Origin of the sequence: Novosphingobium barchaimii LL02, assembly GCF_001046635.1 — a bacterium.
In the GTDB taxonomy this organism is placed as follows: Bacteria; Pseudomonadota; Alphaproteobacteria; order Sphingomonadales; family Sphingomonadaceae; genus Novosphingobium; species Novosphingobium barchaimii.
In genome coordinates this window covers 1-19,882 of sequence record NZ_KQ130456.1, presented here as the reverse complement: position 1 = coordinate 19,882, position 19,882 = coordinate 1, and the positions used below count along the sequence as shown (strand labels likewise).

At 63.7% G+C, this 19,882-nt stretch carries 23 protein-coding genes and 1 pseudogene; 13 read left to right on the top strand and 11 right to left on the bottom strand.

Going from position 1 to position 19,882, the window contains the following annotated elements; translation table 11 throughout:
* Positions 1-75: 75 nt before the first annotated feature.
* Positions 76-1,338, bottom strand: coding sequence for a replication initiator protein A (locus tag V474_RS16815; protein WP_059152610.1), 1,263 nt, complete (start codon positions 1,336-1,338; stop codon positions 76-78).
* Positions 1,339-1,655: 317 nt separating this feature from the next.
* Between V474_RS16815 and V474_RS16810 the strand changes: the two genes are divergently transcribed.
* Positions 1,656-1,976 (top strand): helix-turn-helix transcriptional regulator, encoded by a 321-nt coding sequence (locus V474_RS16810; protein ID WP_407938346.1) that lies wholly within the window; start codon positions 1,656-1,658, stop codon positions 1,974-1,976.
* Between the two features lie 75 nt (positions 1,977-2,051).
* Here V474_RS16810 and V474_RS16805 read toward each other — a convergent pair whose 3' ends face one another.
* Together V474_RS16805 and V474_RS16800 are read right to left on the bottom strand one after the other, a co-directional pair.
* Positions 2,052-2,573, bottom strand: coding sequence for a lipocalin family protein (locus V474_RS16805; RefSeq protein WP_059152927.1), 522 nt, complete (start codon positions 2,571-2,573; stop codon positions 2,052-2,054).
* An 80-nt stretch (positions 2,574-2,653) separates the two neighbouring features.
* Entirely contained in the window at positions 2,654-2,860 is a 207-nt protein-coding gene (locus V474_RS16800) for a helix-turn-helix transcriptional regulator (RefSeq protein ID WP_059152928.1), read from the bottom strand.
* 569 nt (positions 2,861-3,429) lie between these two features.
* Here V474_RS16800 and V474_RS16795 point away from each other — a divergent pair.
* The 4 genes from V474_RS16795 to V474_RS16780 all read left to right on the top strand — a co-directional run bounded on the left by V474_RS16795 (position 3,430) and on the right by V474_RS16780 (position 6,108).
* Complete coding sequence (locus V474_RS16795) at positions 3,430-4,311, top strand: ArdC family protein (protein WP_059152609.1); 882 nt, start codon at positions 3,430-3,432, stop codon at positions 4,309-4,311.
* The gene (locus V474_RS16790) at positions 4,308-4,565 is read left to right on the top strand and encodes a hypothetical protein (protein ID WP_059152608.1); all 258 of its coding nucleotides are present in this window, start codon (positions 4,308-4,310) and stop codon (positions 4,563-4,565) included. The genes V474_RS16795 and V474_RS16790 overlap by 4 nt, the downstream gene beginning before the upstream one ends.
* A 61-nt stretch (positions 4,566-4,626) precedes the next feature.
* On the top strand, positions 4,627-5,553 hold the full coding sequence (locus V474_RS16785; protein WP_059152607.1) for a HEPN domain-containing protein: 927 nt from the start codon (positions 4,627-4,629) through the stop codon (positions 5,551-5,553).
* A 9-nt stretch (positions 5,554-5,562) separates the two neighbouring features.
* Complete coding sequence (locus tag V474_RS16780; protein ID WP_059152606.1) at positions 5,563-6,108, top strand: AAA family ATPase; 546 nt, start codon at positions 5,563-5,565, stop codon at positions 6,106-6,108.
* A 55-nt stretch (positions 6,109-6,163) separates the two neighbouring features.
* Here V474_RS16780 and V474_RS26265 read toward each other — a convergent pair whose 3' ends face one another.
* Entirely contained in the window at positions 6,164-6,301 is a 138-nt protein-coding gene (locus V474_RS26265) for a hypothetical protein (protein ID WP_169795089.1), read from the bottom strand.
* Between the two features lie 240 nt (positions 6,302-6,541).
* The gene (locus V474_RS26260) at positions 6,542-6,715 is read right to left on the bottom strand and encodes a DUF6771 family protein (RefSeq protein WP_169795088.1); all 174 of its coding nucleotides are present in this window, start codon (positions 6,713-6,715) and stop codon (positions 6,542-6,544) included.
* Positions 6,716-6,791: 76 nt separating this feature from the next.
* On the opposite strand from V474_RS26260, the gene V474_RS16770 reads away from it, so the two are divergent.
* A complete protein-coding gene (locus V474_RS16770) occupies positions 6,792-7,532 on the top strand; it encodes a hypothetical protein (protein ID WP_148649439.1) in 741 nt (246 codons plus the stop codon).
* On the opposite strand, the gene V474_RS16765 is transcribed toward V474_RS16770, so the two are convergent.
* The gene (locus V474_RS16765; protein WP_059152603.1) at positions 7,525-7,785 is read right to left on the bottom strand and encodes a conjugal transfer protein TraD; all 261 of its coding nucleotides are present in this window, start codon (positions 7,783-7,785) and stop codon (positions 7,525-7,527) included. The genes V474_RS16770 and V474_RS16765 overlap by 8 nt on opposite strands.
* A gap of 16 nt (positions 7,786-7,801) precedes the next feature.
* Positions 7,802-8,140 (bottom strand): conjugal transfer protein TraD, encoded by a 339-nt coding sequence (locus V474_RS16760; RefSeq protein ID WP_059152602.1) that lies wholly within the window; start codon positions 8,138-8,140, stop codon positions 7,802-7,804.
* A gap of 172 nt (positions 8,141-8,312) precedes the next feature.
* On the opposite strand from V474_RS16760, the gene traA reads away from it, so the two are divergent.
* On the top strand, positions 8,313-11,204 hold the full coding sequence (traA, locus tag V474_RS16755; protein WP_059152601.1) for a Ti-type conjugative transfer relaxase TraA: 2,892 nt from the start codon (positions 8,313-8,315) through the stop codon (positions 11,202-11,204).
* Between the two features lie 264 nt (positions 11,205-11,468).
* Here traA and V474_RS16750 read toward each other — a convergent pair whose 3' ends face one another.
* A complete protein-coding gene (locus tag V474_RS16750; protein WP_059152600.1) occupies positions 11,469-11,978 on the bottom strand; it encodes a hypothetical protein in 510 nt (169 codons plus the stop codon).
* Between the two features lie 576 nt (positions 11,979-12,554).
* On the opposite strand from V474_RS16750, the gene V474_RS16745 reads away from it, so the two are divergent.
* Entirely contained in the window at positions 12,555-13,013 is a 459-nt protein-coding gene (locus V474_RS16745) for an excisionase family DNA-binding protein (RefSeq protein ID WP_059152599.1), read from the top strand.
* A 3-nt stretch (positions 13,014-13,016) separates the two neighbouring features.
* The gene (locus tag V474_RS16740; RefSeq protein ID WP_059152598.1) at positions 13,017-13,607 is read left to right on the top strand and encodes a PIN domain-containing protein; all 591 of its coding nucleotides are present in this window, start codon (positions 13,017-13,019) and stop codon (positions 13,605-13,607) included.
* A 174-nt stretch (positions 13,608-13,781) separates the two neighbouring features.
* Here the strand turns inward: V474_RS16740 and istB are convergent, their stop codons facing one another.
* The 3 genes and pseudogenes from istB to V474_RS16725 form a co-directional block, all read right to left on the bottom strand.
* On the bottom strand, positions 13,782-14,561 hold the full coding sequence (gene istB, locus V474_RS16735) for an IS21-like element helper ATPase IstB (RefSeq protein ID WP_059151300.1): 780 nt from the start codon (positions 14,559-14,561) through the stop codon (positions 13,782-13,784).
* Positions 14,551-16,072 (bottom strand): annotated as a pseudogene (gene istA, locus V474_RS16730) (IS21 family transposase). Before istA ends, istB begins: the two are co-directional and overlap by 11 nt.
* Positions 16,073-16,323: 251 nt before the next feature.
* Positions 16,324-16,773, bottom strand: a complete 450-nt coding sequence (locus V474_RS16725; protein WP_148649438.1) for a hypothetical protein — start codon at positions 16,771-16,773, stop codon at positions 16,324-16,326.
* 121 nt (positions 16,774-16,894) lie between these two features.
* Between V474_RS16725 and V474_RS25020 the strand changes: the two genes are divergently transcribed.
* From V474_RS25020 to V474_RS16705, 4 genes are read left to right on the top strand one after another with little or no spacing between them, the layout of a single operon-like run.
* Positions 16,895-17,299: a transposase gene (locus tag V474_RS25020; RefSeq protein WP_082058011.1), complete on the top strand. Its 405-nt coding sequence runs from the start codon at positions 16,895-16,897 to the stop codon at positions 17,297-17,299.
* The gene (gene tnpB, locus V474_RS16715; RefSeq protein ID WP_043980823.1) at positions 17,296-17,649 is read left to right on the top strand and encodes an IS66 family insertion sequence element accessory protein TnpB; all 354 of its coding nucleotides are present in this window, start codon (positions 17,296-17,298) and stop codon (positions 17,647-17,649) included. Before V474_RS25020 ends, tnpB begins: the two co-directional genes overlap by 4 nt.
* A gap of 49 nt (positions 17,650-17,698) precedes the next feature.
* Positions 17,699-19,258 carry an IS66 family transposase gene (gene tnpC, locus V474_RS16710; protein ID WP_059150576.1) on the top strand — a complete coding sequence of 520 codons (1,560 nt, stop codon included), beginning with the start codon at positions 17,699-17,701 and terminating at the stop codon, positions 19,256-19,258.
* Positions 19,255-19,836 (top strand): UPF0149 family protein, encoded by a 582-nt coding sequence (locus tag V474_RS16705; RefSeq protein ID WP_059150816.1) that lies wholly within the window; start codon positions 19,255-19,257, stop codon positions 19,834-19,836. Before tnpC ends, V474_RS16705 begins: the two co-directional genes overlap by 4 nt.
* Positions 19,837-19,882 lie beyond the last annotated feature (46 nt).

Genomic DNA, 19,882 nt, shown 5'->3' with positions numbered 1-19,882 from the left:
GGTAGCTATTGCAGCGTTCTCAACCGAGCGCGGCGGGGGAAAGCGCTCCGATCCAGCTGCGCATCGGCTCCGCAGTCAGCCCGGCAGTTGATGACGATGTTTGGCGTGGTGACGCTTTACCCAACCGATGAAGGCGCGTTGCCAGTCGACAGGCGTGCGCTGCGTGTCCTGGCCAGTCCAGCGCTCGAATTCGGCATGCAGGGCATGCAGGTCCCATCCCGGGCACTGTCGGCGCAGGAGATCGATGGTCTCGTCGGTCATGAACCCGCGCGTCGCCGCGTCTGAGAGGCCGGCGATCGTCGACCTGATGAGCTTGCGGGCATCAATGACCTCGGGTTGGCCAGGCAAGACATCTTCTGACACCCGCCTTGCCGCGGCTGCCTGCGGGGAACGGGGATCGGGTGTCGGCGTCCTACTAGGTACGGAGGCAATCCCCGATGCGGAGGTCCCCGGAGCGCCGTCCGGTTCTTGAATCGATGCGGGCAAGGCGTTTTCGGCGCCGCCCTTGCCGTCCACGCGGCGCATGCGGATCATCGGTTCACCGTCCTTGGCAGCCTCGATGCCTAGCGCGTATCCGGGCAGATCGTCCTTCTGCGCGAGCTTGAGCATCTCGAACTTGAAGCGGCGATAGGGCCCTTCCGCCCCCGACTTTTCGAACAGGACCGGCATCGAGATCGCAAAGCCCGCTTCCCCGGCCCCGCCGGCATGCTTGCGTGCGACACGGTAAAGCCACCGTTCGCGCCCGCCGGTGATGTCGAAATAGGCCCGGTCGATGGCGAGCACGCCGCCCTTCATCATCACCCCTTCCCAGAACCAGTTCGACAGCTCGATCGTCATGCCGCGCGATCGCTCGGTCCGCTCGTCCACGAGCTGGGTCCAGCCATCGAGCCACGAGAACGTCGCCTCGCGACGGTTCTCGGCGCGCAGGTTGGTCTTGATCGTCGTCGCGACGAGACGGTCGAGCGCCTGGCCGAGAAGTTCGTAGGCGCGCCCCGTGGTGGGGCGTCCGATCGCGCGCAGCAGGTCGTAGGGCATCAGGTGCAGCTTGCGGGGCACGTCGTTGGCGCCCCGGCGCGCCATGTCGGCGAGCATGCTGGCACAATAGATCAGGATGTCGGCATCCCAGATCGTCGCCATGCCATAGTCGGGATTGGCCGAGACGTGGACGCGAACCTTGCCGTCCGGGCTGGTGTAGTCGATCGGCTTGACACGCTTGGACTTGGCGAGGCTGAAGAACGGCCGCTCCATCATCTCGCGCTGGTCGCGCAAGGGCAGGTCGGCGATGTAGGGCAGGAACAGGTCGAACTGCTCGCTGACGGTTACGCGTCCGCGTGTCATGAGGGATGTTGCCCCGGGGAACCACTCTGACGGTGCATCACGAAAGCGGTGTGGAACCCGGCGCGTCGAGGGCTGGCGCATCCGCCAGGCGCCGGACCGTCGCTTCGCGAAAAAATGGGTTGCGCGTTCGACAAGAGCGGCTCCGTTGCTCGGTTCTGGGGGCGCCTGTGGCACAACCGCCCCGCGCGGACAACGCGGTGAGACCTGTTGTGCGAACGATATCGACGGCCGGTTCCTGGTCCATCCACTCGAGCCCACATCTTCCGCGGCACGCGGTCACGCATGCGTGCGGTGGAGCGGATGATAAAACCCGCGGGGTGCAGGTTGCTCTTCGGATTTCCCGAGCGGGAAAGAATGGACGTAGCGACCGGCAATGGATGGTCTATTGTCCCGATCGGGAAATTTTTTGGGACAAAGCCATGGATGATGTCACTGCCTTTGGCGCTTTGATCCGCCAGGAGCGCAAGGCACAGGGGTTGCGTCAGGACGAACTTGCCGCAGCCAGCGGAGTCGGTTTGCGTTTTCTTGTCGAACTGGAGCGCGGCAAACCCACCGTGCAGTTTGGCAAGGCGCTGGCCGTTCTTGCCGCTTTGGGTTGCCGGGTCGATGTCGTGCGCCCTGGCAGGCAGCCGGGGTAGGATAATTAGCGAGGATTCCGGCTGTTTGCCGGGCAGCGAGAGAGAGTGCCGACCGCAAACCTTCTCGCGGAAAGTCTAGGCCTGGGCGAGAAGGTTGTCGGACACGATGTTGCCGCTCTGGAGCGGGGTGATTAGCGCCGTCAGGTCGAACCCTTGCGCGCTAGCGCTCGACAGGTAGTCGTCGCGCACATCGCCGGGCAGCTGCGGGGTGCGCGAGAGCAGCCACAGATTGGTCCGATCGGGCGTGCCCACCAAGGCGACCGAGTAGTCGGCTGCGATGCGCATGACCCAATAGTCGCCTTTGGTGAAGGGAAGCCAGCGCAGGTACTGGGGTAGGAAGCTGACTTTCAGCCGGGCCTTGCCCGCATCGGTGGGGACGGCCTGTCCGATTGCCTGGTCGGGCTTGCCGTCCTCGTCGATGCAGCGGTTGTCCACCCTGATCGCGCCGTTGGTATCGAGCGAATAGGTGGCGGTGATATCGCGCGCTTTCGCATCTTCCCATTTGAGCGGTAGCCGGCAGATCTCGAACCAGGTTCCGAGGTATCGGTCCAGGTCCAGCCTCGGGACGGTGGCGATCGTGTGCGGGGGCGTTGTCATCTCGGTCTCCATCCGCACAGAACGGAAGCGATGTCGCTCCGGTTCCGTCTGGCCAATGCTCCGAGCGATGGGCATGACGGTCAGCCATCCTCGACCGAATAGAACATCGGATTGCGCATCCACTCGTTGACGGCGCTTTCGCGCCATCCGGCGCAGCGCGTCGCGATGCGCAGCTGTCTGGGAAATGTCCCGCCCTGGATCTTGCGATAGAGCGTCGCGCGCGAAAGTCCGGTGCGATCGAGCACGGCGTTGAGGCGAAGGATACGGTCGGGGGCGTTGTCGGTCACGGCGGTGTCTCCTGATGCGGCGATGGCGCAATTGCCTCGCGAAGACAGCATTTGGGATGGCTTCGATGCGGTCAAGATGGCGGGATTCTGCGGATTTTACGCCATTGTATCCTGCGCTTGGCGGTCGTCTCCGAAGCTGCCCGGGGCTGCGACAGAAATATTTTCAAGCGTGCAGTTTGGGCGTCCCGCAGCCGGTGGCCGGGCCGTGCTCTGCCTCCCGCTTCGCGTCGGTCGAGCCGCCTTCGGCGTCTCGCCGGCATGGCCGCTGCGATCCCTGACGCGAAGGGCGGCCCGCGTGGCGGTCCGGGCGGGGCGCGGGTGCGTCCCGGATGCGGACGCCGCGCGGGTGCGCGGCGGCGCTGGGCCTTCGGCCCCAAGGTGGCGGGGGGCGTCGCTACCCCCTAGCCCCGCCTCGGCGCGGCGCAACCTGAGCTGCGCTCAGCTCCTCCTCTTCGTTCCGGCCTTTCAGGTGCGCCCCGCCTTTCGCCGGCGGGGCTTTTCGGTTCGCTCCTGCCGCCCCCCGCCACCCTGGCGCCGGTCAATGGCGGTTGAGGAAGGAGTGAAGGAGCATGTCCGAACGTCAGAGTCTTTATGGCGAGGTTACCGCGCGCATCATCGCCGAGCTGGAGGAGGGCCGGTTGCCATGGGTGCAGCCTTGGGACGCGTGCAAGTGTCCGTGCATGATGCCGGCCAATGCGGTGTCGGCGCGGGTTTACTCGGGGATCAATGTGCTCATCTTATGGGCGGCGGGTGTCGGGGGCGGATTCTTTTCGCAGCGCTGGCTGACTTACAAGCAGGCGGCAGCGGCGGGCGGGAACGTGCGGCGCGGCGAGAAGGGGACGGTGATCTGCTATGCCGATCGCTTCACCCCCAAGGACGAGGCGGTGCGGGTGCAAAGCGAGGGCGGCGAGGCGCGGACGGTGGCGTTCCTCAAGCGCTTCGTGGTCTTCAATATCGATCAATGCGAAGGACTGGGCGAAGATATGGCCGGGGGTTTGGTGCTGCCCGATCCGGTCTTGGCGATTGCAGAAGCGGACCGGATCATTGCCGGGTCGGGCGCGGATTTCCGGATCGGTGGCAGCGAGGCGTTCTATGCGCCGGGTCCGGATTTCGTGCAGGTGCCGCCGCAGGTCGCCTTCCGGGAGCCGATCAACTGGTATCGCACCGCGCTGCACGAGCTGGGTCACTATGTCGGCGGCAAGGGGCGGCTGGAGCGCGATCAGTCCGGGGTGTTCGGTTCGACATCGTATGCACGCGAGGAACTCGTCGCGGAAATGACGGCAGCGTTCGCCTGCGCATCGCTGGGTATCCAGCCCACCGTTCGCCATGCGGACTACATTGGGGCATGGCTGGAGGTGCTCCGGGCGGATGACAAAGCGATCTTCCGGGCGGCGAGCGCGGCCAGCAAGGGGGCGGACTGGTTGCTTGCCTGCGGGGAGGACCGGCCATGAGCCGGCAGCCTTCCCGGCGCCCTTCCCGGCGGGCGCTGCTGCGCGCCGAGCGGCGGGGCCTGAGGCAGATGACGCCGTTCCAGCGCGAGGTGTTTCTGGCCCTGCGCATCGAGATGGTCACATATGCCGATCTCGCCCGGCATCATGGCGTCGGCCTCGCCGAGATCGAGATGGCTTTCACCCAGGCATTGCTGATCCTGATGCGCTGCGTGCGCGAAGGCGAGCCGTGGTGGCGACGGCTGTGGCCATGGTGATCGGTCCCCGCCGTCCGGTGGCTTGCCATCGGGCGGCGGGGACGACAGGGTAGGAAGCGACATGCGAAGCGATCTCGACCATCTTCCCGCCAACAAGCAGCGCGAGCTCGCGCGCGTGCTGCAGCTCGTCTTCGAGGAATTCGAGGACGGCATCGCGCTCGCCACCCACGACTGGAAGAAGAAGGGGCGTATCCTCAAGGTCGTGCTCTACGGCTCCTATGCGCGCGGTGGCTGGGTCGACGAGCCGCACACCGCCAAGGGCTACAAGTCCGACTACGACCTGCTCGTCATCGTCAGCGACAAGCGGCTGACCGACCGGGTCAAATACTGGGCCAAGGTCGATGACCGGCTGATGCGCGAATACGGCATCACCGGCACCCTCAAGACGCCGGTCAATCTGATCGTCCACACCTTGCAGGAAGTGAACGACGGGCTTGCACACGGCCGCTATTTCTTCATGGACATCGCGAAGGATGGCATCGCGCTCTATGAAAGCGACGATACGCCCCTCCACACGCCCAAGCCCAAGACGCCCGAGGCGGCGCTGGCGATGGCGAAGGAGTATTACGAGGAGTGGTTTCCGGGCGCGCTCGTTTATCTCAACACATCACAAGATTTGGCTCACCAAGGCAGGACGAAAGAGCCCGCTTTCATTTTGCACCAGTCAGCAGAACGCCTCTATCACTGCGTGCTGCTCGTCACGACGTTCTACACGCCCCACGTGCACAATCTCGCATTCCTGCGCACCCAGGCAGAGCGCCTCGATCCCCGGCTTGTCTATGTCTGGCCCAGCGACAATCACCGCCATCGCGCCCTGTTCGAGAAGCTCAAGGAGGCCTACGTCAAGACGCGCTACTCCAAGCACTATACGATCACCGCAGAAGAGCTGAACTGGCTGGGCAAGCAGGTCGAGGAACTCGGCCGCGTCGTCCAGGTGATCTGCAGCGAGCGCATCGCGAAGCTGGAGGCGGATGCGCCGGTCGGCTGACCCTCAAGAATGACCCGCCCTCTATCGAACAGGTTTGTCGTCATCTCGGGCTGCTCGGGCGGCGGCAAATCGACCCTGCTCGCCGAACTGGCGCGGCGCGGGCACGACGTCGTCGAAGAGCCCGGCCGCCGGGTGATCGCCGAGACGCTGGCCGGCGACGGATCGGCGCTTCCCTGGATCGACATACAGGCCTTTGCCCGCCGCGCGATCGAGGTTTCGTTGCGGGATCGCGCCGAGGCCCAGCGTCATAAGGGATGGGTTTTCTTCGATCGCGGGCTGATCGACGCCGCCGTCGCGCTGGAGCACGCCAGCGGCAAACCGGTGGCCGAGTCTTTCTGCCGCAAGCACCGCTACCACCGTGAAGTTTTCCTGACCCCGCCTTGGCCGGAAATTTATCGCCACGATGCTGATCGCCGGCACGACATGACAGCGGCCCTCGATGAGTACGAGCGCCTGCTCGCCGCGTATCCGCACCTGGGCTACGATGTGGTGATCCTGCCGAAGGCGTCGGTAGAAGCCCGCGCCGATTTTCTGCTCGAGCGGTTGGGCGCCTGAACCGGATCTCATCCGCACGGTAATGCGGGGGATCGCGCGGCCGTAACGGCTTTGCCTACCCGTTCGGCGCCGACGCCGGGATCGTCGTGGCGACGCGGCAATCCTGCCAGCCTGCGTCGTCCTTCGGAACGAAGGCAATGAAGTCCCCGTCCAGGATCAGCGTGGCCTGCGCGCTTTGGTACTGGTGCCCCATCGACGAAGGCCTCCGGACGAGGTCGATTTGCCGCTCGCCTACCCGGACCCGGGCGTGCCGCTGCTCCGCCTGCAAGAGGAACTGACGGCCATCTGCACACTGTACCTGGACGGGCGCTTTCGCGGGCCGGGCCGACGCGGGACTTGTCGTGACGGCGGCACTGCCCAGAACGGCGAGCAGAACGAGCGAGTGAGACGCCGCGCGGCGCATAAGACGAGAGCTCCGGTAACCTGAACTCCCTTAAGCTGCGGCCGAGTCCGCGGTTCCCTCCCGAACGGCGCTGGCGATCATCGCCGCGAGCGTCTCTTCCGCGCGCTGGCGCAGGGGATCGTCCTTGGCGTCGAGGTCGTGCCGGATCCACTGCGGGGTCCGTCCGAGCACCCGCAGGATAATGGTATTGAGATTGTCGTCCATCCGGGCGCCTATGACGGTTCGCGCGGCGCCGGGCAATGCGCTTGCGGTGGCCGGCATTGCCCGGCAGGAACTGGGCATGAAGCATTCGATCTTCGCCTTGGGTTTTGCGGCTGCGTTGGCGGCCACACCGGCATTCGCGAACCCGGATTCCGCGCCGGTCGCCTGCTCCGGTTCCGAGCTTCGGGAAGACGAGCCCGGTCCGACCCCCGTCGCCGTATCGCCGGGCCTCTATCGCTGCAGCGAGGAGGGCTTGACCATCACCCTTCGTCTCGATGCCGATGGCCGGTTCGAGGAGCGGATGACCGCCGACGAAGCGATGTTCGAACGCGAGGGCGGCGGCATGGAAAACGAGACGACGCTGGCGGGCCAGTGGCGGCTCGAGGGGCCCCGGCTCCGTCTCTTCGCCCGGCCGCTGCGGGCGCCGAAGCTGGCCCTCGCCGAAGCCCGCCGCGATCCGGCGGTTGAACTGCGCATTGACGTCATGACCCCGGATGGAAAACCGGCGCAGGGTCTTTTCGTCGGTGAGGGCGAGGATGCCAATCCTCGCTCGTCGCTGGATGACGGTATGTTGGTGATCCCGAAGGGACAGGCGTGGCGGCTCGGCAGGAACTGGATCGTGCGCGACGGCGATGAACTGCGCCTGGCATCGTTCGCTGTCGAGACGGGTGGGCCGAACAGCTTCCGGTATGTTTACGAGCCAAGCGAGGTGGAGCCGTTCGACCAGCGCGGGATGGTCGCTGGCGCGCACGGCGAAGTCCTGGTCGTTCCGCTCGGGATTGGCGGCGCGGCGCTGCGACGCGTTGACGGCGCTAGGTAGGATCGGTGCGCTGCAGGCCGGAGCAGTCTGCCTGCGCAACCCGTTCAGGCTGATCTTCCGCAAAGGCACGGGCGCCGCGCCGCCGCCACAGGGTCAGGGGCTGCTCGCGATCATCGCCGCGCAGCCTGGCCACCGCCTCGACCAGCAGGCCCAGGATGACGGCGCGGTCATCCTCGACCAGCTCGACCAGTCCGGCCTTCACTACGAGCCCGCCGAGCTCGATCAGATGCCGGGTGCGTTCCCGCCGCTTCACCCGCCACTCCCGGGTGTCATGTCGTGCCCTGTTCGCTGCGAGCCGGTTCATGGCCGCCCGGTTCCGCCGCAGGCCGGCGCGGCTCGCTGCCAGCGCCTGGGCGAGGCTGTTCCGGCTCGAGTGCCCGCTCGCCTGAAAAGAACGCGGCGCCCCGCTTGCGCCATGCCTCCCGCTTCGCCGGCTCGGCGGTCGCGGCGATGGCGATCAGCGCGCCGGCCAGTTCCTCCGATGTCAGTGCGTCGGCGCCGGTTGCCACGACCAGCTCACCGAGCTGGCTTGTCCTGCGCGCTTTGAGTTGCCGGGCCTTGTCGCCCAGAGCTTTCAGCTCGGCGTCGTAGTCCCGTGGTTTGCGCATGGTTTGTCCTTTCCATTGATGGTGCCGGACGAACCAGTTATCGAAGCTTCCGATCAGTCTCAACATGCTGGAATGTCTTGAGATCCTGCCATCCCGAGACTGATGAAATCTTTCGAGGGCGCGCTTATACGTCGTGCCGACGTGCGCTTTTAAGGGTAGATGGTATGTCGCCATGGCGATCTACCACTTCTCGGCCAAAGTCATATCGCGCGCCGCCGGCTCGTCTGCCGTGGCAGCGGCCGCCTACCGCTCGGCCTCGCGGCTGCGCGACGAGCGGCTCGATCGTGCCCATGACTTCTCCAACAAGGCCGGCGTCGTCCATTCCGAGATCCTGCTCCCCGAGGGCGCGCCCGAAGAGTGGCGCGACCGCGAGCGGCTGTGGAACGACGTCGAGGCGATCGAGGTGCCCAAGGACGCGCAGGTCGCCCGCGAAGTGGAGTTCGCCATCCCGCGCGAGATGAGCCAGGCCGACGGGATCGCGCTGGCCCGCGACTTCGTCGAACGCGAGTTCGTGGCGCGCGGTATGGTCGCCGATCTCAATGTGCACTGGGATATCGGCGAGGACGGAAACCCCAAACCCCATGCCCATGTGATGCTGGGTATGCGCGAGGTGACCGAGGAAGGCTTTGGTCCCAAGGTCCGCGACTGGAACCGCACCGAACTGCTCACCCAATGGCGCGAGGCCTGGGCTAACCATGTCAATGAGAGGCTGGCACAGCTCGACATCGATGCCCGCGTCGATCATCGCTCGCTGGAGGCGCAGGGGATCGATCTGGAACCCCAGCACAAGATCGGTCCCGCCGCCTCGCGCATGGCGGCCCAGGGGCTGGAAAGCGAGCGGCTCGAGGAACATCACGCCATCGCCCACGGCAATGGCGCAAAGATCCTCGCCGACCCGGCAATCGCGATCGATGCGATCACTCACCAGCAGGCAACTTTCACCACCCGCGACCTTGCGATGTTCGTGCACCGGCATAGCGAAGGGAAGGACCAGTTCGATCAGGTGATGGCGGCGGTGCGCACTTCTCCCGAGCTGGTCAAGCTGGGCAAGGACGGGCGCGGCGAGGACCGCTTCACTTCGCGCTCGATGATCGAGACCGAGCGGCGGCTCGAGAACGCCACGATCCGCCTCGACGCGAGCCGGCGCCACGGCGTGCCCGAACGCATGCAGGATGCGGCGCTGGCGCACGCCGAGCAGCGCGGGCTGATCCTCTCGCCCGAGCAGCGCGGCGCCTTCGAGCATGTCACCGGCAGCCGAGGGCTCAGCTCGGTGATCGGCTATGCCGGCACCGGCAAGAGCGCGATGCTCGGTGTGGCCCGCGAGGCCTGGGAGGCAGCCGGCTACGAGATACGCGGCGCGGCGTTGTCGGGCATCGCCGCCGAGAACCTCGAGAACGGCTCGGCGATCGCCTCGCGCACGATCGCCGGCATGGAGCATCAGTGGGGGCAAGGGCGCGAACTGCTGACCGACCGCTCGATCCTCGTCATCGACGAGGCCGGGATGATCGGCACGCGCCAGATGGAGCGCGTTGTCTCCGAAGCCGAGAGGCGCGGGGCCAAGATCGTGCTGGTCGGCGATCCCGAACAGCTCCAGGCGATCGAGGCCGGCGCGGCCTTCCGCTCGGTCGCCGAGCGGCACGGCAGTGTCGAAATCACCACCATCCGCCGCCAGGAAATCGACTGGCAGCGCGATGCGACCCGGCATCTGGCGACCGGGCGGACGGGCGAGGCGCTGGCTGCCTACGAGGAGGCGGGGCACATCCACGCTGCGGAGACGCGCGCGGGGGCAAGGGAAGCGCTGATCGAACGCTGGGACCGGGACCGCAAGGACAGGCCCGATGCGAGCCGGCTTATTCTCACCCATACCAACGACGAGGTGCGGCTGCTCAACGAGGCCGCGCGCGAGCGCATGCATGCGGCCGGAGACCTCGGCGAGGACGTCGCCCTTCAGGTCGAGCGCGGCGACCGCGAGTTTGCCAGCGGGGAGCGGGTTATGTTCCTCAAGAACGAGCGTAGCCTCGGGGTGAAGAACGGCTCGCTCGGCACGATCCAGAGCGTCAATGCCGTCAGTATGGCGGTCACGCTCGACGACGGGCGCTCGATCGACTTTGACCTGAAGGACTACGCCCATGTCGATCACGGCTACGCGGCGACGATCCACAAGGCGCAGGGCGTGTCGATCGACGACGTCCACGTGCTGGCGACGCCAGGGCTCGATCGCCATGCGTCCTATGTGGCGCTGTCACGGCACAAGGCCCACGTCGACATGCACTATGGCACAGATGACTTTGCCGATCGCGACCGGCTCGTGCGCACCCTTGGGCGCGAGCGTGGCAAGGACATGGCGTCGGACTACGGCGCCGCGCGCGACGCGGGCGCAGATGTCAAACCGGAACGCAGTATCTTCGATGGACTGCGGCTTGGTGTGGACCGGCATCGCAGTGTTCCATCGAACGAGCGGCCGTTACCACCGGCTCAGGTCATCGACGACGGTGATGACGCTCACGAGGCCGCCTTGCGGCGGGAGCGCACGCAGGCGCTCAAGCGTCATGCCCGGGCGGTCGACGCCGTGTTCACAGCCCAGGACGAAGGTGGCCGTGCGACCCCTGACCAATATGGCGAGCTGAAGGATGCACGCCAACATTTCGATACGCTGCGGCCGCATGGCGCGCGCGACGCCGAAGCGGCCTATGCCGGAGATCCGGGCCTTGCACGCGAAGCGGCGGGAGGCAGCATCAATCGAACGATCCGAGCGCTCCAGCTCGAGACCGAATTGCGGACCAATCCCGAGCTGCGCGCGGACCGGTTCGTCAGCCGTTGGAAGGCGCTAGGGGCAGAAAGCAACAGGCAGTACGTTGCGGGTGAGATGAGCGGGATGCGAGCCACGCGAGCGGTGATGGCTGACATGGCGGAAAGTCTGCACCGCGACCCACAGCTGGAGTCGGTGCTGGCCCAGCGCAAGCAGCAGCTTGGCATCAATATGACCACTGGCCGTTCGCTTGGCCATGATCTGGCTTTCAGTGTCGGGGTCGATATTGGCCGGGGACGCGGGATGGGGCTGTGAATGAGGCGACCTTCATCTCTATTCGAGACTGGGCAGCGTGGCCTGGTTAAAGCCGGCCTCGCGCGTCGATCCCTCTGGAGCGGCTACCGGGTTTTTCGACCAGGATGATCGAGAAGAGGGAGGCAACGTCAATCGTGTGCCTAATCGCTACCTGGCAGGTCAGCCAATGCGCGCACGTGTCAGGTCGGCAATCTGAGCATGTCGGCGCGAGACCGGCAAATTCTTTACGAAATCGCACCGCCTCAACAAGTGTCTCGGCGCAGGTCAGTGAGGATCTCGGGACGCTTGCAAGCACTCTGAAATGCGCTCGACGATTGGAGCATATTTTGTCGTAAGACTTTCCGGGTAACGAAAGCGGAAGGCGATCAGTCGGTCGCCTGATCGAATGGCTTTAGTGTAAAGAACCTGGTCGACCCGCGTACCTGATACCACGAACCAAGTGTCGCCGTTCGTTAAGTCCCTGCCAGTTCCGACCAAAGCGATATGGGTCAATCGTTCTTTCTCCAAGCGGATTGGCTCAGCCAGAGTTGCCGCAGTGTAGTCGATGCCGGCCGCAATGAGTTGAGCGCTGTCATCGGACTCCATGGCAACGGCATGCCCTTGCGCGGACTCGCGCGTGTCGGGAAATACGTCGGCGGGGTAACAAATCGAGAAGGCGAAGCGAGCGTTTTGCCATGTGGTCCAATGCTTGTCCTCAGCCGCGACCGAGCTCACCGACAGGAAAGATGAAAACGCCGAAGCTACCAGCGCCGCGACGTGCGCGATGCCCTTCATGAGGCGGGAGCCAGCGCTCGCCTATAGCGTCGCGGCCATCCGCCAATCATCGAGCCCATGCCCCTTGCCGTTAAAATGTTCATAGCTACCCTTGCACTCAGCCGGCTGTGTTTGACCTTCCTATCCTAAAGCGATCAAGCCGGCATCCCGCAGCCTTTATGACGGTATCTGAGGCGCGAGGCGCGTTGTCATCCCGGCGCATCGCTGATCAATGCTTTCTTGCCGTTGATTGCCCGAGTGCCACTGCCAGGTGGGGCCGCCCCCATTCCGGTAGCTGTCGTCCAGATTTCGGTCGGCCGGAAGAGAGAGTTGGCCGGGCCAAATCGTCGGTTATCAATTCCTCTCCCGTCATGCCCCCCTGAACAGGTAAGCGAGAGCCCCCGACAGGCATCGTGGGAAGCCCCTTTTCAGGTAACTTGGATATGCAAGGATCAAGATCGTCAGGGGCTCGATTATGGCGCTGAGCGATGGGAATTCGGCGCCCGAAATGCGGTATGCATGGCCCCTCGGGAACATATTTTTGTTGCGTTTATTTCGAATATGCACTATGAAATTGCCCTGCTACGGAGAGATCCCATGACATTGCCCGCGCATTCAGAGCCGTTCGGCGGCCACATGCCGTCGGCCGATGACCGCCAGATCGCCAACCAGCTTCGCCGCATGCTTGCAGCCCAAAAGTCGGGCGAAGCGACCTTGCGCGTACGAGAACCGGAATCGAAGAAGCCGGTCGAGGTCACACTCACTCCCGCCATGTCTGACCTGTTCCTTGAATTGCTGCGCCATATCGGCAGCGGTAGTGCGGTAACGCTTGTGCCGATCCAGGAGATGCTGACGACGCAGCAAGCTGCAGACCTCCTCAATGTGTCACGCCCCTATCTTATCAAGCTGCTTGAGCAGGAAGCGATGCCCCACACGCTGGTAGGGCGGCATCGCCGTATCCGGGCCGATGATGTCTTCCGCTACAAGGCAGAACGTGATGATGAACGTTCGCGAGCCCTCGACGAACTCATCAGCGGCGATGCCGACTTGGTCTGACCAGTGTTCGCAAACCGCTATACCGCCCTGATTGATGCTTGTACGCTCGTCAGTGTTTGGCGACGAAACTTGCTGCTGTCGCTTGCCGAAGCCGAGTTTTTCCGCATTCGCTGGTCAGAGCCCATTCTGACCGAGACCAGAACAGCCCTGATCAAGATGGCGCGTGAGCGAGATCTCGAAGATGCTGAGGCACGAGGGGAGCGAGCGATAAAAGCCATGCAGGCGGCATTCCCTGAAGCGATGGTCGAAGACTTTAAGCTGCTCGGCAGTGCCCAGTTTGGCCTGCCCGACCCCGGTGACGAACACGTCATCGCCGCCGCCGTCAAAACGCAAGCCCAAGCCCTCGTAACCGAAAATCTCAAGGATTTCCCGGTTGAGATCCTCGGGCAACTCAACATCGAGGCGCGAAGCGCCGATGACTTCATTGCCGACACGGTGGCTCTTGAGGAGGGGCGCGCGATCGCGGCAATCCGCAAAATGCGAGGGCGCCTGAAGCGGCCCGAAATGTCGCCTGAAGATTTCTTGCGTGCTCTGGAAGCCAACGACTTATTCGAAACAGCTTCGGTCCTCACTCCGCACCTGGGTTCAATTTGAACATTCGCTTTTCATTCTGATGAAATCAATACGGCGGTCACGTTGCAACCCGCCCCTTATCCATTAGCCGCTCTTACTATCCAATTGTCGATTGCCACTGAGATGTGACCCGGGATTACCGTCGAGAATTGACCCGGGTGGGTATTAGTTATGTGCTGCCGTTGACGGGCAGGTTCAAGATGCTGGCTTCTCCTTTCTGGCCTTGGGCGCAGCGGTGCTGGCGCGGAAGCGGAAGCTGTCGTTCCCGGTTTCCAGGATGTGGCAGTGATGGGTGAGGCGATCGAGTAACGCGGTGGTCATCTTGGCGTCGCCGAACACGCCGGACCATTCGCTGAAGCTCAGGTTGGTAGTAATGACGACGCTGGTGCGCTCGTACAGCTTGCTGAGTAGATGGAAGAGCATGGCCCCTCCTGATGGGCTGAAGGGCAGATAGCCCAGCTCATCGAGGATGAGGAGGTCGAGACGCAGCAAACGTTCGGCCAGTTGGCCGGAACGGTTCGCCGTCTTCTCCTGCTCAAGCGCGTTGACCAGATCGACCGTGGAGAAGAAGCGGACCTTCTTGCGGTGATGCTCGACGGCCTGGACGCCCAGGGCAGTGGCGATATGGCTTTTGCCGGTACCGGGTCCGCCAATCAACACGACGTTGTCGGCGTTTTCCATGAAGTCGCCCTGGTGGAGTTGGCGCACGAGTGGCTCGTTGATCTCGCTGGCGGCAAAGTCGTAGCCTGCCAGGTCTTTGTAAGCTGGGAAGCGGGCCGCCTTGATCTGATAAGATATGGACCTGACCTCCCGCTCGGCCATCTCGGCCTTCAGCAGCTGCGACAGCATTGGCACGGAAGCGTCGAAGGCCGGCGCGCCCTGTTCGATCAGGTCGCCGGCGGCCTGGGCCATGCCAAACATCTTGAGGCCGCGCAGCATGACAACGACCGCGGCGCTGGCAGGGTCATGACGCATGGCGAATCTCCCTGAGTGTATCGTAGCGATCGACATTGGCCCTGGGCTCCTGCGTCAGGCGCAAGGCCTGAGGCGCATCAATCGGCGCTGCCGGCGGCGCCTTGCCGTCAATAAGGCGATGCAGCACGTTGAGAACGTGGGTCTTGGTGGCGACGCCTGCTTCCAGAGCCAACTCGACTGCATGCAAGACGGCCTGCTCGTCGTGATGCAGAACGAGAGACAGGATCTCGACCATCTCCCTGTCGCCACCTGGGCGCTTAAGGAGATGGCCCTGTAATTGCCGGAAGGCTTCGGGCATCTCGAGGAAGGGGGCACCATTACGCAAAGCGCCGGGCTTGCGTTGGACCACCGCCAGATAATGCCGCCAGTCATAGATTGTGCGTCCCGGCTTGTGATGGGAGCGGTCGATGAGCCGGGCATGTTCGCACACGATCTGGCCTTCGGCAGCAATGACCAGGCGATCCGGATAGACCCGGAGGCTGACCGGCCGGTTCGCGAAGGATGCCGGAACGGAATAGCGGTTGCGGTCGAAGGCGATGAGGCAGGTTGGCGACACGCGCTTGGTCTGCTCGACAAAACCATCGAAGGGCCTGCCCAGCGGCATCAGGCAGGAAGCTTCCTCAGCATGCGCATCGGCTACGGTGCCGGGCATGACACCATGTTGGATCTCGCCCCATTGGGCGATGCATCGCTCTTCCAGCCAGGCGTTCAGCTCGGCCAGGCCAGGGAAGCTNGGCATCGGTTGCCACAACCGGCGCCGNGCGTCCTGGACGTTCTTCTCGACCTGNCCNTTCTCCCAGCCTGAGGCCGGATTGCAGAAATCGGNCTCNAACAGATAGTGGCTGGCCATGGCGGCAAACCTTGCGTTGACCTGCCGTGCCTTCCCNGTCCCGATCTTGTCGACNGCGGTNCNCATATTGTCNAAGATCCCGCGCTGGGGCACGCCGCCCAGCACCCGGAACGCCTGNGTNAGCGCGTCNAACAGCATCTCATGGGTCTGGAGCAGATAGGCTCGCACGATGAAGGCNCGGCTATGNGCCAGCTTGGTATGGGCGACCTGCAGCTTCGTNGGCTTGCCGCCCAGCANGGCATAATCCTCNCTCCAGTCGAACTGGAACGCCTCGCCGGGCTGAAAGACCAAGGGTACGAATGTNCCACGCCCGCTGGTCTGCTGCTCATACTGNAGCTNGGTCCGCCATCGTCGGGCAAACGCCGCAACCCGGTTATAAGAACCGTCGTACCCNAGCTTCACCAGATCGGNGTACANCCTGCTTGGCGGTCCGCTTCTGTTTGCGGGGTTTCTTGGATTCCACCCGCAGCCAAGCGGTCAGCTTCTCGGCAAAAGGGTCGAGTTTGCTCGGCCGAACCGGGACTTTGAAGCTGGGCTCAACAGCATCGGAACGCAGATATTTGCGGATGGTGTTGCGGGATAGGCCGGTCCGCCGCTTGATCTCCCGAATGGAGATCTCCTGCCGGAAATGCCACCGGCGGATCACACTGAGTAAGTCCATGTCGATCACTCCGAGACCCTCCGACTGGCAGCCGGAGGGGAGGAAAACATGGGTCAATTCTCAATGGTAATTTATAGGCGCCCCGGGTCACATCTCAGTGGCAATCAACAATCGACGGTTTTCCACGGGAAGGGCTTTCTAGCTTGGGGAGCGCTTGGGTCAAGGCTGGGGCGTGTTTGGGCTGATTTGGCATGCCGACCCAAGCCAAACCCATTTGAGATTGATTGCGGGGCCGGTCTCCAGAGTTGAGTTTACTCAGTTGCCAACCACAGGTCGGACGCAGCTTCTCCTGCGACAGCTAATTGATCTAACATTTGGGCGATTTCGTGAGGTTGGCTCGTACCTGCAGCGATTTCGCCCGCCACGCCCGAGGCCCAAACCCCGAGACGAGATAAGATAATAAGGACACCCTCCAGATCGGATCCGGGAGGCGACGCCGCCACGTACGAGGCAATATTAAGAAAAGCGCGTTCCAAGCGAAGTGAGGAGATTTTGGAATCGAATGGTACTGCTGCCAAAGCATCCAGAAAGCGGTTGGTCGCTTGTTGAGACCTCCCGCTTTTAGCCATTTTCATGAGGGAAGAGACTGCGGCTGCAACGGCCTCGGCAGCCCGAATTTGATCTTCGAAAGGTCTCAGGTGCTCCATAAGGGGTACGCCGATGCGCAATGCCGCCGAGTTCCCAACGCGTACGCGGATCATTCCAGGCAACGCCGATGGGAAACGCTCCATCAGGTCTGATTCGTAACCGCTGCACCCGCCCCACGTATTCCGAGAGCTTGCTGATGGTTAGGCTCGCCCGAGACGAGGAGGAGATCGGGCAATGTCGGATGAAATTGATGCAGGGTCAAACGGCGGTTTGACGTGTGCGTCGCACAGTACAACTGCGCGTTTGACCGTCAGTTTGCCGCCCGGACGTCGGCGCTACGAGCGTTGGCCGGATGACGTACGCGACCGCATTCTGGCTGAGAGCTTTGTGCCAGGAATGACTGTGGCGCAGGTCGCCCGCGATAACGGCGTCGGCCTTGGCCTTTTGCACTATTGGCGTCGGCAAGCGCGAGCAGCAGGAGCCGTCGAGGAATTGCGGTTCGTACCCGTCACGCTGGCTCAGGAGAAGCAACTCGAACCTGGCGGCTTGGAGTTGGTGGTACGAGACGTGACGGTTCGGATCATGGGCGCGGTCGAGATGGACCACCTGCGCGCGGTACTGGCGGCGATCCGGGAATGATCCCGATCGACGGAAGCGTACGGATCTTCGTGGCGACACAGCCGGTCGACTTCAGAGCCGGGATTAACCGATTGATGGGGCTGGTGACGCACGTGCTGGGGCATGATGCCTGCGCGGGCGATGTCTTCGTGTTCCGCAACAAGGGCGCGGATAAGGTGAAGTTGCTCCGTCATGACGGGTCAGGCGCGGTTATGGCGACGAAATGGCTCGACCGAGGAAGGTTTTACTGGCCTGCCGTGCAAGGCGGCACGATGGTCCTGAGCGGACCGCAATGCACGGCATTGCTGTCGGGTCTGGATTGGAAGAAACTGCCCGCACCCGAGGTGCGCAGACCCCTGATTTTTGGCTGATATCTGCGGTTTTCTGTGGCGACGAGGAGTCGGTGTGGTATAGTCAGGCATGCCCGCCCAAGCCGACGATCTCCCTGAAGATATGGAGCAAATGGCGGCTCTGGTGCGTGAACTGCAGGCAGAAAACGCCCAACTGCGCGCACTGCTCAAAGGCATGGCCCACCAGGCCTTCGGCAGCCGTTCAGAACGCGCCAGCGTCATCCTGGGTGATCAAGGTCTCCTTGATCTCGGCGACCTCGTAACCACGCCGGCTACCGCAGCCAACGACGATGGCGACGCCGAAGACAAGCCTGCCGTCGGTCGCCCACGCCGCAAGCGCGGCCTGATGGCACTGCCGGCCCATATCGAGCGCGTGGAGCGCGTGATTGATCCCGACACGCTGGATTGCCCCTGCTGCGCCGGCAAGCTCCACAGGATCGGCGAAGATGCCAGTGAGGCACTCGACTGGGTGCCGGCCATCGTTCGCGTCATCCGCACAGTGCGCCCTCGTTACGCCTGCCGGGAATGCCGGGAGGGCGTCGTTCAAGCGCCGGCGCCGCGCCGCGCGATCCCAGGCTCGATGGTCACTACCTCGACGCTGGCCTGGATGGCGACGGCGCGCTACGCCTGGTCGATCCCGCTCAATCGGCAGTTGCAGATGCTCGCAGGCCAGGGCGTCATCCTCGATCGGGCGTTACCGAGCCGCTGGATGCGTAAGATCGCATGGTGGGTGAAGGCGCTCTATGATCGCCTGCTTGCCTACATCCACAGCCAGTCCCGGATCTTCTGCGATGAGACCCGCATGCCGGTCCTCGAGAAAGGGCGAAGACGAACCCGCACGACACAGTTCTGGGCGCACGCTTGTGATGACGGACCGTGGTCAGGCCCGGCCCATCCGGCAGTGGTGTATATCCATGCTCGCGGACGGCGGCATGCCGAGGCGTTCGAACAACTCGCCCGCTACCAGGGCGTTATCCAGGTCGACGGCTATGGTGCCTACAAGGCGCTTGTGCGCGGTGGTCCGGGCCGAGGCAAGATCACACTCGCCTTCTGTCTTGCCCACGCCCGGCGCAAGTTCGTCGATGCCTTCCGCAAATCGCCATCGCCGGTGGCAGCGGCGATCCTTACCCTGATCGGTGAGGTCTACGCGATCGAGGCGCGTGTGCGCAAAGGCACCGCCGCACAGCGCCTCCAGGCTCGTCTCGCCGAAACCGCCGACGTCATGGCGAAGATCAAGGCGCAGATCGACATCATGCTTCCAGGTCTGTCGCCCAAGTCCGACCTGGCCAAGGCGATGCGCTACACGCTCAACCACTGGAAGGGGCTAACCCTGTTCCTGGAAGACGGCCGGATCGAGGTCGATACCAACACCGTCGAGCGCGGCATGAGAAATGTGGCCCAGGGCCGCAAGTCCAGCCTCTTCGCTGGTAGCGAGGAAGGAGCTCAGACCTGGGCCGTCATGGCATCGCTTCTCCAGACGGCTCGCCTGGGGGGCCTGGATCCCTACACCTGGCTGAATGACGTGCTGGAGCGTATCGTCACGGGCGCTGTGAAGATCAACGAACTGGACATCTTGCTCCCATGGAACTGGCGGCCGGCGGCAGAACCGGTAAAAGCGCTGGCGGCATGAACTTCAAACCTCGCACATCGCAGGGCCGGACCCTCTCGCTCGAACAGCTCGAGATATGGCTCGACGAGCTTGATCCCCCCGTAGCTGGCGTCTCATCGATCGACGGCTTCCTGGCCGCAGTCGCCGCAGGCCCCAGCGTCATTGACCCCGACGTATGGATTAAGAGCATCCTGCGCGAGCACGCTCTCAACGCGCGCTCGGCGCCTGCGCGCCGAACGATCCTCAAGCGGTATAACCGCATCTGCATCGAGCTTGCCGAGAAGCCCGAGGCGTACGCGCCGATCTACATGCGCACCGAGGAAGGCGAGGTACTGCTCGAGGACTTCGCCAACGGGTTCTTCACAGCCATGCATCTCGACATGGAGGCGTGGAAGCCCTTCATCGCCGACCCGCAGTTCGGCTACCCGCTCGCGGCACTGCTTGGCCACAGCACCATTACAGGTGGCCCGTCATGGATCGAACAACTGGGTGATCCGAGCGCCAATCTGGCACTAGTCGATACGTGGCGCATGGTCCCGCAAATCATCTCGCTGATCAATGACCAGTGCGCCTTCGCGCGCATGACGCCAGCAGCCTGATATAAATCCCGCCACCACCAATGCGTGGGACAGGATCAGCGGTTAC

Excerpts from the sequence above, each read along its gene's own strand:
- V474_RS16760 (WP_059152602.1), bottom strand. The coding sequence starts at position 8,140 with ATGCGCAAACCACGGGACTACGACGCCGAGCTGAAAGCTCTGGGCGAC.
- tnpB (WP_043980823.1), top strand. The coding sequence starts at position 17,296 with ATGATCCCGATCGACGGAAGCGTACGGATCTTCGTGGCGACACAGCCG.
- V474_RS16725 (WP_148649438.1), bottom strand. The coding sequence starts at position 16,773 with ATGATCCGCGTACGCGTTGGGAACTCGGCGGCATTGCGCATCGGCGTA.
- V474_RS16790 (WP_059152608.1), top strand. The coding sequence starts at position 4,308 with ATGAGCCGGCAGCCTTCCCGGCGCCCTTCCCGGCGGGCGCTGCTGCGC.
- V474_RS16815 (WP_059152610.1), bottom strand. The coding sequence starts at position 1,338 with ATGACACGCGGACGCGTAACCGTCAGCGAGCAGTTCGACCTGTTCCTG.
- V474_RS16750 (WP_059152600.1), bottom strand. The coding sequence starts at position 11,978 with ATGAAGGGCATCGCGCACGTCGCGGCGCTGGTAGCTTCGGCGTTTTCA.
- traA (WP_059152601.1), top strand. The coding sequence starts at position 8,313 with ATGGCGATCTACCACTTCTCGGCCAAAGTCATATCGCGCGCCGCCGGC.
- V474_RS26265 (WP_169795089.1), bottom strand. The coding sequence starts at position 6,301 with ATGGGGCACCAGTACCAAAGCGCGCAGGCCACGCTGATCCTGGACGGG.
- tnpC (WP_059150576.1), top strand. The coding sequence starts at position 17,699 with ATGCCCGCCCAAGCCGACGATCTCCCTGAAGATATGGAGCAAATGGCG.
- V474_RS16705 (WP_059150816.1), top strand. The coding sequence starts at position 19,255 with ATGAACTTCAAACCTCGCACATCGCAGGGCCGGACCCTCTCGCTCGAA.
- V474_RS16745 (WP_059152599.1), top strand. The coding sequence starts at position 12,555 with ATGACATTGCCCGCGCATTCAGAGCCGTTCGGCGGCCACATGCCGTCG.
- V474_RS16795 (WP_059152609.1), top strand. The coding sequence starts at position 3,430 with ATGTCCGAACGTCAGAGTCTTTATGGCGAGGTTACCGCGCGCATCATC.
- V474_RS26260 (WP_169795088.1), bottom strand. The coding sequence starts at position 6,715 with ATGGACGACAATCTCAATACCATTATCCTGCGGGTGCTCGGACGGACC.
- V474_RS16805 (WP_059152927.1), bottom strand. The coding sequence starts at position 2,573 with ATGACAACGCCCCCGCACACGATCGCCACCGTCCCGAGGCTGGACCTG.
- istB (WP_059151300.1), bottom strand. The coding sequence starts at position 14,561 with ATGCGTCATGACCCTGCCAGCGCCGCGGTCGTTGTCATGCTGCGCGGC.
- V474_RS25020 (WP_082058011.1), top strand. The coding sequence starts at position 16,895 with ATGTCGGATGAAATTGATGCAGGGTCAAACGGCGGTTTGACGTGTGCG.
- V474_RS16780 (WP_059152606.1), top strand. The coding sequence starts at position 5,563 with ATGACCCGCCCTCTATCGAACAGGTTTGTCGTCATCTCGGGCTGCTCG.
- V474_RS16785 (WP_059152607.1), top strand. The coding sequence starts at position 4,627 with ATGCGAAGCGATCTCGACCATCTTCCCGCCAACAAGCAGCGCGAGCTC.
- V474_RS16770 (WP_148649439.1), top strand. The coding sequence starts at position 6,792 with ATGAAGCATTCGATCTTCGCCTTGGGTTTTGCGGCTGCGTTGGCGGCC.